The following is a 9,979-nucleotide window of genomic DNA, read 5'->3' as shown; positions in this document are numbered from 1 at the left end:
TAATTTAGTTGGCACCCTCCCTATAATCTCTTTTTCGAATACTCAATTCTAAGGGAGCTTTTACTTTTTGGAGGCTTTTCCCTTTACGTTTTTTTAAGCTTCTTTTGCAGTTGTTTTTTTCCAAACTTCCCGAAGAAATAGAATAAGGCGAAAACGACCAAAACAGCCATAAAAGGAACGAATATGGCTAGAATGGTTAAGACGGAGGAACCAATAGTCTCCATGGTCGAAATAATAAAATTGCCAAGACCCGCAGTACCGATGGAAGAAGCTGCTCTTGTACCAGCCAGTACTGTACTGATCGTCGCCGCAGTTCCCCCTCCGGCGATAATGGCCGCTGACCAGCGGAAAAACGGAGAAATATCTGTAAACTGTACCGCAAATAGTAATGTTCCCGCAATCGTTGCCAAAGGAATGGAAATGGTATCCAGGATATTGTCAACAAGGGGTATGTAGTAAGCGGCAACTTCGATAACCATCGCTATGCTTGTGGTGATCAGTACCAAGTTGGAACCTGCCCAAGCCCATTCATTACCCACCTGAAATAATTCCAGACGACAGCCCAAGCTGAGCAAAAACAGAGGCATAAAAATTCGGAAACCTGTTGCCGCAGCCAGACTAATACCAATAAATGCACTGACCAGATATGTGGATAATTCCCCCATAATAAATGGATGCTTAGTTCTATCTATTAGTAGAATAAAAAAAGAGTGTTTTTTGTTTTTAAAATTGTTGTGAACGGCGGAACAAATGGTGTCTCGTGTTTGTTGTAACTGTTTGTTTTTTATAATGTTTAGTTCTATTTATAGATTTTGATTATATTGTATCGAATCATTCGATGAGTAGACGATCGTGTATTTGTTTAATTTTATGAAAGTAAAAGTCAAACAATTTGATCATTTAAGGTATTATATAAATAAACTTTCTTTTAATATGGACAACAACGAAAAAGACATTAGCAAATGCCCATTTCACAATGGAACGATGCGCAACGCCGTTGCGGGAGGGGGAACCCAAAATCAAGATTGGTGGCCAAATAGACTTCGTGTGGATCTTTTGAGACAACATGCGACAAAATCAAATCCAATGGATGAAGGTTTTGATTATGCTGAAGCTTTCAAACAATTGGATCTGGAAGCCGTTAAGAGAGATTTACATGTATTGATGACAGATTCGCAGGATTGGTGGCCGGCAGATTTTGGACATTATGGTCCCTTATTTATTCGGATGGCCTGGCATAGTGCAGGAACCTATCGTGTAAGTGATGGTCGCGGTGGTGCAGGTTCTGGACAGCAGCGTTTTGCACCTTTAAATAGTTGGCCAGACAATGTGAGCTTGGATAAGGCGCGTCGACTGTTGTGGCCGATCAAACAAAAATATGGTAAGAATATTTCGTGGGCAGATTTATTGATCCTAACGGGAAATGTTGCACTGGAATCAATGGGATTTAAAACTTTTGGCTTTTCAGGAGGACGTGTAGATGCTTTTGAACCGGAATTGGATGTATATTGGGGATCGGAAAAAACCTGGTTAGGTGGTGATGTACGTTATGCACATGGTTCTGAAGGTGTGGTTGAATCGCATGGTGTTTTATCAGCGGATGATAATGCTGATGGTAAAGAGCATTCGCGCAATCTCGAAAAACCTTTGGCAGCTGTACAGATGGGATTGATCTATGTGAATCCAGAGGGACCAGATGGAAATCCGGATCCTATTGCAGCGGCAAAGGATATTAGGGACACTTTTGGTCGTATGGCGATGGATGATGAGGAAACGGTTGCGTTAATCGCCGGAGGACATACTTTTGGAAAAACACATGGTGCCGGACCAGCCGATAATGTTGGTAAGGAACCCGAAGCTGCAGGGATTGAACAGCAAGGGCTCGGATGGAGAAGCAGTTACGGTACCGGGGTAGGTACTGATGCCATTACCAGTGGACTGGAAGTTATCTGGACTCAAAAACCGACCGAATGGACGAACCTCTTTTTTAAAAATCTTTTTGAAAATGAATGGGAACTTACAAAAAGTCCCGCAGGTGCGCACCAATGGGTGGCAAAAGGAGCTGATTCAAGTATTCCCGATCCTTTTGACCCCAATAAAAAACGTAGACCTACGATGTTGACAACGGATCTGTCCTTACGTTTTGATCCTGTTTACGAAAAGATTTCCCGTAAATTCTATGAAGATCAGGATGCTTTCGCGGATGCTTTCTCACGCGCTTGGTTTAAATTGACGCACCGTGATCTAGGTCCACGTGAACGTTATCTTGGAGCTGAAGTACCTAGCGAAGAGTTGTTATGGCAAGACCCTATTCCAGCTGTAGATCATGTATTGGTCGATGAACACGACGTTGAAGGTTTAAAATCTGCTATTTTGGCTTCAGGTCTTAGTATCGGGGAGTTGGTGACTACCGCATGGGCTTCGGCTTCTACATTCCGGGGGTCGGATATGCGTGGTGGAGCAAATGGAGCCCGCCTTCGCTTGGCGCCACAACGTTATTGGCAGGTTAATAACCCGACGCAATTGCAAAAAGTGCTAACTGTGCTGGAGCAGATCCAACAGGATTTCAATGGTAAACAACAAGGCGGTAAAAAGGTATCGCTGGCTGATTTAATTGTCCTTGCCGGTGCAGCAGCAATCGAACAGGGGGCAAGAGCTGGCGGACATGCGCTAAAGGTTCCGTTTAATCCTGGACGCATGGATGCTTCTCAAGATCAGACTGATGTAGAATCAATGGGATATTTAGAACCTATTGCGGATGGCTTTAGAAACTATAGGAAGGGTTCCTACACTGTTTCCACTGAATCATTATTGATTGATAAAGCACAATTACTGACTTTATCTGTTCCGGAATTGACCGTTTTAATCGGTGGTATGCGTGTATTGCAGGCTAATTTTGATGGTTCTCAGACAGGTGTCATGACGGAACGCCCCGGACAGTTGACCAATGACTTTTTTGTGAACCTATTGGATATGAGTACAGCTTGGACTGCCGTTTCGCAGGATCGGGAACTCTTTGAAGGAACAGACCGTAAAACGGGCGCAAAGAAATGGGTTGCTGGACGTGCAGATCTGGTATTTGGTTCTAACGCTGAATTAAGAGCTGTTGCTGAAATCTATGGTAGTGCTGATGCGAAAGAAAAATTCGCTAAAGATTTTGTCGCTGCTTGGAATAAGGTGATGGAGTTGGATCGTTTTGATTTACACAGATAACTGGACGGAGCACCGCTCGTTAATGTAATCTCAAAGCACAGTAGCGGCGCCTGACAAGCGATTAATAATAGGAAGGCCTGTACATGATCAGTCGTACAGGCCTTTTTTGTGTTGTATACAAAATTAAAGGATGATAGTAGGGGTAAAATTGTCCCAAAATTGAAGGACCGTGAAAAACTTTTTGGGACAATTTTATCCTATTTTTTTATTGAATTTCAATTTGTTTTTTGGTAAAAACTTGATCTATTGTCTTTAATCCCATAGTTTGTTACTCAGATTTCTCAGACCTAGATTTCGAGTAAAAACAAATTCCCTTAGGGGGACGGAAGATTCCCTTAAGGAAAAAGTAAATTCCCCTCGGAGGATGGAAGATTCCCCTAAGGAAAAAACAAATTCCCTTAGGAGAGCGGAAGACTCCCCTAAGGGAAAAGTAAATTCCCCTCGGAGGATGGAAGATTCCCCTAAGGAAAAAACAAATTCCCTTAGGAGAGCGGAAGACTCCCCTAAGGGAAAAGTAAATTCCCCTCGGAGGACAGAAGATTCCCCTAAGGGAAAAGTAAATCACCCACGGGGGACGGAAGATTCCCTTAAGGAAAAAGTAAATTCCCCTCGGAGGACAAAAGATTCCCCTAAGGGAAAAGTAAATCACCCACGGAGGGCGGAAGACTCCCCTAAGGGAAAAGTAAATTCCCCTCGAGGGACGCAGGATTCCCTAAAGGGAAAGTATAGTTTTCTCCTGAGGTTTTGCATTTCGGCAGATGAATTTAACCAGAAAACGTGAATGTAGGTATTATTGTTATCGTTGGTGGGGCTTGATCATTACAGCGTTCCAGGCCAGCACTTGTACACCGGGAGAGTAGTGTGTAAGCGCAATATTTTCGTTGTGGAGACGAATATCACCAACTGTATAGTTCAACTGGCATTCTTGCAACTGCACTGAAAATAAGGGCCATTCCGAATGATGGATGTCGAAACAATATATTCCATCGGGTTTGTTCAAGTAAAGGCAATAGCGTTCGGTAAGCCAGGTATCAAGGCTGGATTTGATTTTAATCTCATCGGCCGCCGCAAAGATCGTTTTCAACCTAAAGCCCCTTTCTTGATTGAGATTGTGATACCCTTGTGTATTCCGCAGCATGGTGGACTTTTCGTAAGGCAGACCCGATAACTTTTTTGCCACTAATGCGGATAGGCATTTGCTTGCTTCAATATGGATAAAATAAACACCCTTTTTACCATCCAGATCGATATAGGTACGTACATTGATCTCATAAAAGTCCGAGATAGGCGGGAATGCTGGCAAATTTCTGGGACGGATATTTTTCATCTTGAAGGCAACCAAAGATACATAACAGCTACTTTCATGTTGATCGATTTTTAATTCGGCAGGAACTAATGTCCGGAGTAGATCATAATCGACTTGAAAATGTAAAAAAAGTAGATCAAGCCATTCCTGATAGTACCGCCAGGGGCTCGTTGATATAGGCCATGGACGATGATTATAATCTCTTAAAATTGTTTTAATTTTTTGTGCCAAAATCATCAATTTATGCCTCTAAGATCATTTTAATCTCGCTTTAACCAAATTTTAATTTAATATATGAAGAATTATGGAATTTTCTTTGGGCTTTTCCTATTTTGTGAAATAAAATTCAAGATTTGTGCTACTTTTTGTTGTTTGATCGGTAGTAACTTTGTGTTGTTTTCAAAGGGAAACTTGTTACTTTGTTAGTTTGCAGCTATGTGGAAGCACTTTATTTTTCTAATTACAGTTCTGTTCGTTTCATTTAAAAGTTTAAATGCAAATAGTATTGTACCGAAAAGTGATAGTTTTCACTGCGAGATATCTTCCCTAAAAACTGAACCAAATAAAGCTGACTTTTCGCTATCTACCCCTCAAAAATTAGACAATCCAGATTTAGATCCTTTATATCCATCGGTGCAATCTATCGCCGAATTGGACGTCGAAAATAATCAGGATTGGTTAACAGACCGCTGGGTAGTTGTCGTCGATTTGCTCTGGCACGAATTACTGCCTTCGGCTTTGCAGAACGACTACCGTTATCTGCATATTTTGGATATTGAACCGATTCCCATAGCACGGTTCCTGCTTTTTGAGCAAATAAAAATTCCGTTTTAACGATTTTGAACTTTCATCTTTCACGGAAATTGAACGAAAAATCGTAATTTCTATTCTAAATTTATTTTATTGATTTCTTAAAATATACCAATGCACGAGCTAAGTATAGTAAAGGATATCTTCGATACCCTGACCTCGCATTACGAGACCAGAGTGGATGATATCCAGAAAATTCAGGTGACAGCCGGACTATTGTCCAATGTGCAGCCTGTGCTGATCCAAAATGCTTTTGACGCATTTATCACCGAAAATACCCATTACCGGGATATGGAAATGGAGGTTGTGGTAAATGATATCATCGCCTATTGTGAGCACTGTCAGAAGAATTTTCCTGTTCATTTTCACCGATTTGTCTGCGATTGTGGACAACCTTCGAGTACAATTGTTCAAGGAAATGAACTCTATATTTCCAAAGTAATTTTTAAACACGATTAAAAAATCATTTATCATGTCAGACAATACTCAAAATCCTAAAAGCTTAGGTAACCGTGTCGGTTCAGTTCAATGTGAAAATACCACCCTACATTTATTAAAGGCAAATGATTTTGTCGCTAAAAGTATCCGCGACAGACTGAAAGATGTATGTGTGATTAATGTATGCTCTTCTCCGGGTTCTGGTAAAACAACTTTGATGCAAGAGACTGGAAAGCGTCTTTCAAAAGATCTAAACATTGCTGTGTTAGTGGGAGATCCTGAAACGGAACGTGATGCCATCCGTATGCGTGATGTTGGAATCAATGCATTGCAGATCGTTACCGGCGGTATGTGCCATATCGAAGCACAAATGATTCTGCAGGCACTGGATCACATCGATATCGAAGGTATTGATTTGTTATTTATCGAAAATGTCGGAAACTTACTTTGCCCTTCGGCTTTTGATCTAGGTGAAGACTATCGGGTCACTTTATTGGCGACAACCGAAGGTGATGATAAACCAAAAAAATACCCACGTATGTTTTTGACCAGCGAATTAATGCTTGTTTCAAAAGCAGACTTGTTACCTTATGTGCCTTTCTCTGTAGATGCCGTGACAAAAGATGCACGTGAAGTCAATCCAAACCTCGAAGTGATTACGATCAGTACCTTGAATGGAGATGGCCTTGATAGCTGGTGTGATTGGTTGAAAGAGAAAGTCCAACTGAAAAAAGAACAACAGAAAGTAGCTGCGGCGAAATAGTAAATGCGCGAAGGTGATCAACGATCAGATCGAACGATGGTTGATCACAGCGCAAAGTTTGAATGATATACCCTATATAACAATGAATAGATTGCCTGTAACGATAGATACCATTGTGCCCCAGCACCAAGCCATCACTGATCAGGTAGATCGGGTATACATCGAATGGTTTGAAATTAATAAACGCCGTTTGACCAGAAATACCTTGTCTGGCAATACGATCTTGATGCAATTGGAGCAGGGGCAGGAGTGGCATCATGGAGATGCGCTGTACCACAATGGGGAACTGCAGGCAATCGTCGCTGTTAAGCCGACCTTGGCGATCAGGTTTAACCCTTCGGATTTGGTTCAACTGGCAGATTTTGGTTATTTCGTCGGTAACCGACATCTACCGATATTCCAGGTCGATCAGCTCCAGTCTCTCCATTTGCCGTATGATGGTCGACTCTATGAGCAAATTGCGGCGAAATATGGTGCGTCTGTCCAATTGGAGGAAGCGATATTGCTGTCTGAAAATCGGATTCGCCAGCAGCTAAAGAATAGCAGAAAGCATGAAAATTAGAATATATATAGTGCTGTTGCCACTGGTCTTGCTTGTATGCTTACAAGCCTGCCAAAACCAACAGTCCAATGCAAGTAAAAATGGGGTGAAGGCCATGGATAGCCGCGGCAAGGAAATCGCATTGGAGCGACCGGCCCAACGTGTTGTTGTCCTGTATCCCTCTCTTGTGGATGAGGTTTATATGCTACAGGCCAGTGACCGATTGGTCGGCATTCCTGAACAAGTCTATCAAATGGAAGATACCTATGCTTTTTTATCGAAATTAGACCCACGTATCGTTCAGAAAAGTATCGCTACACCAACTTTTGGTGGTCAGGCCAACAATGTAGAAAGCATCGTAAGCCTGAACCCCGATCTTGTTCTGACATTCAATACCGATCAGGACAATATCACACAGCTCGAAAATTTGGGTATTCCCGTCTTCACTTTTTCATCGAAAGATGAAACCAGTATCTTTAACGAATTGATCGGAATGGGAACGCTTTTGGACAAGAAAGCACGAGCTGAGGAAATTGTGAAATTTGTCGGCGATGAGGTCAAAAAGATGGCCGCTCCGCTCGATCAACCGCAAAAGAAGGTCTATTATGCCTGGTCCAAAGGACGTGTACTTTCGACCTCGGGAAGAGGTAGTCTCATCGATATGGCCATCCGCCTATCGGGGGCGGCAAATGCCTGTCCCTTAGAAATGGAAGCACCAAATGTAGGGGCTGAAACGATCTACAAGTGGAATCCCGATCTCATGATTCTATGGAATTCCAAAAGTTCTGATGTTTATAATTTGAAAGAATTGGCCGCACTGCCTGCCGTAAAAAATAAACAGGTATTTGTGATGTCACCGTCCTTTCCTTTTGATCCACATACCGTGAAATTTATGCTCTTTGCCAAACAGGTGCGGCATTGGTGTTTCCCGAGTTATACCAAGGAGCAACTCGATCAGGATATGACAATGGCTTTTGAAAAATTATACGGTAAAGCGGGGCTTCTGCAATGATACTTCAATTAAAAAAGCTTTTATTGTTGGTGATATTGCCATTAGTGCTGCTCCTGCTTTCATTATTGATCGGCTCAAGTCAGCATATTGGTTTTATTGAACTCTGCCAGCGTATCGGATTGGAATTAGGGCTTTATAAAGGAAATGATACGACGGTATTGATGGGCAGCATGGATACCATTTTGTGGCAAGTACGTTTGCCGCGAATTTTATTGACCTTTATGGTCGGTGCCGCTCTTGCCTCATCTGGAGGGACCTTACAAGCGATTTTTCGAAACCCTATAGTAGACCCATTTACGTTGGGAATATCTTCCGGTGCTGCTTTCGGTGCTGCCTTAGCCATGCTGTTTCCACTTTTGTCCGTCAATGTTTCGGCATTTCTTTTTGGTGTCTGTGCTGTGGCCTTGACTTACTTTGTATCCAATGCCGGTTTAAAAACATCCATCATTGGGATGGTTTTGGCAGGAATGGTTATTTCAGGGGTATTTACGGCGATGCTTACCCTGTTACAATATATCAGTGACCCTTATAAATTACAGGCAATTGTGCAGTGGACGATGGGAAATCTCCATACCGCCTCCTGGTCAAAAGTGCATACCGCCTTTTTACCGATAGTGATCGGATTGATCATATTGATCTTATTGCGTTGGAAATTGAATTTGTTGGCATTGGGAGATCAGGAAGCAATTGCTGTGGGGGTGAATCCAAAACTCCTGAAATTCGTGATGATCGGGGTTGCGACCATGATCACCGCATCAGCTGTTGCTGCGGTAGGTGTGATCAGCTTATTTGGACTCATTGTTCCACATATCAGCCGTATGATTTTTGGCCCCAACAATAATATCGTTGTATGGGCGAATATCAGTATCGGTGGGACATTCCTGTTATTGATTGACGATTTTTCACGTGCAGTCATGCCTTTCGAAATTCCGATAGGGGTATTTACAATGATTATTGGCGCTCCACTCTTTATCTACCTGATGCGCCGGAACGAAATTAACTGGAACTCATGAGCAAATCCATCCATATCAAAAACCTATCTTTTGCCTATGGTAAGGATACTATTTTGCGGGATGTCAATGTGTCCTTTCCGGAAGGAAAGCTTTCGGTTATTCTAGGCCGGAACGGTAGCGGTAAGTCGACCTTGTTCAATGTTATTGCCGGATTGGAGAAACATTATCAGGGATCGGTATTGATCGGTGAAACGGAACGTAGAAACTGGAAGGTAGGCAAATCAAATGCGCTTAAACTGGGTTTCTTAAACCAGTTTCATCAGACAACTTTCCCTTTTAAGGTGGCGGATGTTATTTTAACAGGACGTGCATCATTCTCCCGCTTTTCACCGCGCCGTGAAGATTTTGAGGCTGTGGATACAATTCTGGAGAAATTTAATCTCGCACATTTAAAGCATAAATCATATACTTCCCTTTCAGGAGGAGAGCGGCAGCTGGTCTTGCTTTGTCGGGTATTGGTGCAACAGCCTGATCTGTTGCTTTTGGATGAACCGACAAACCATCTTGACCTGAACTATCAGATTGCCGTTTTGCAGACCGCCAAAGAACTGGTCAAGGAGGGTACAACGGTGCTCTGTGTTATGCACGACCCCAATATGGCCTATCTTTTTGGCGACCACTTTTATTTGATGCAGGACAATACACTGGTGGATCTACAGGGGATGAACAGAGAGCAGGTTCGGAAAGTATTGGAACAGACCTATGAGTTGCCATTGATCAGTTTGGACAACCAAGGGAAATGGATGTTTGCACCCATGCTTCATGCACATGACTGGGCTTCGATAAAATCCCTTGAACTGGAAGGCGTAAATAATAAGCTATAAAGGCTGTAAACCATGTGCGAACAAGGTAATAGATCCTAGTGGCGGTACGGACGCAAAAA

Annotated in this window: 10 protein-coding genes; 8 read left to right on the top strand and 2 right to left on the bottom strand. The window is 42.5% G+C overall.

Translation table 11 applies throughout. The annotated features are described in order from the left end of the window. Positions 1-83 precede the first annotated feature (83 nt). Positions 84-665 carry a DUF4126 domain-containing protein gene (locus DFQ12_RS08470; protein WP_120258505.1) on the bottom strand — a complete coding sequence of 194 codons (582 nt, stop codon included), beginning with the start codon at positions 663-665 and terminating at the stop codon, positions 84-86. Between the two features lie 268 nt (positions 666-933). Between DFQ12_RS08470 and katG the strand changes: the two genes are divergently transcribed. Continuing rightward, entirely contained in the window at positions 934-3,213 is a 2,280-nt protein-coding gene (gene katG, locus DFQ12_RS08465; protein ID WP_120259276.1) for a catalase/peroxidase HPI, read from the top strand. 796 nt (positions 3,214-4,009) lie between these two features. On the opposite strand, the gene DFQ12_RS08455 is transcribed toward katG, so the two are convergent. Beyond that, positions 4,010-4,750, bottom strand: a complete 741-nt coding sequence (locus tag DFQ12_RS08455) for a YqjF family protein (protein WP_244211699.1) — start codon at positions 4,748-4,750, stop codon at positions 4,010-4,012. Between the two features lie 204 nt (positions 4,751-4,954). Here DFQ12_RS08455 and DFQ12_RS08450 point away from each other — a divergent pair, with 204 nt between their 5' ends. From DFQ12_RS08450 to DFQ12_RS08420, 7 genes are all read left to right on the top strand, one after another. Next, positions 4,955-5,353 (top strand): hypothetical protein, encoded by a 399-nt coding sequence (locus DFQ12_RS08450; protein WP_120258502.1) that lies wholly within the window; start codon positions 4,955-4,957, stop codon positions 5,351-5,353. Positions 5,354-5,443: 90 nt separating this feature from the next. Continuing rightward, positions 5,444-5,788: a hydrogenase maturation nickel metallochaperone HypA/HybF gene (locus tag DFQ12_RS08445; RefSeq protein ID WP_077435628.1), complete on the top strand. Its 345-nt coding sequence runs from the start codon at positions 5,444-5,446 to the stop codon at positions 5,786-5,788. Positions 5,789-5,801: 13 nt separating this feature from the next. Beyond that, entirely contained in the window at positions 5,802-6,530 is a 729-nt protein-coding gene (gene hypB, locus DFQ12_RS08440; RefSeq protein ID WP_120258501.1) for a hydrogenase nickel incorporation protein HypB, read from the top strand. 82 nt (positions 6,531-6,612) lie between these two features. Continuing rightward, positions 6,613-7,092 (top strand): urease accessory protein UreE, encoded by a 480-nt coding sequence (locus DFQ12_RS08435; protein WP_120258500.1) that lies wholly within the window; start codon positions 6,613-6,615, stop codon positions 7,090-7,092. Further along, positions 7,082-8,083, top strand: a complete 1,002-nt coding sequence (locus tag DFQ12_RS08430; protein WP_120258499.1) for an ABC transporter substrate-binding protein — start codon at positions 7,082-7,084, stop codon at positions 8,081-8,083. The genes DFQ12_RS08435 and DFQ12_RS08430 overlap by 11 nt, the downstream gene beginning before the upstream one ends. Further along, positions 8,080-9,096, top strand: coding sequence for a FecCD family ABC transporter permease (locus tag DFQ12_RS08425; protein WP_120258498.1), 1,017 nt, complete (start codon positions 8,080-8,082; stop codon positions 9,094-9,096). The genes DFQ12_RS08430 and DFQ12_RS08425 overlap by 4 nt, the downstream gene beginning before the upstream one ends. After that, positions 9,093-9,920: an ABC transporter ATP-binding protein gene (locus DFQ12_RS08420; RefSeq protein WP_120258497.1), complete on the top strand. Its 828-nt coding sequence runs from the start codon at positions 9,093-9,095 to the stop codon at positions 9,918-9,920. Before DFQ12_RS08425 ends, DFQ12_RS08420 begins: the two co-directional genes overlap by 4 nt. Positions 9,921-9,979 lie beyond the last annotated feature (59 nt).

The sequence above is a fragment of the Sphingobacterium detergens genome (genome assembly GCF_003610355.1).
Classification (GTDB): Bacteria; Bacteroidota; Bacteroidia; order Sphingobacteriales; family Sphingobacteriaceae; genus Sphingobacterium; species Sphingobacterium detergens.
This window is presented reverse-complemented; position numbering and strand designations above follow the sequence as displayed.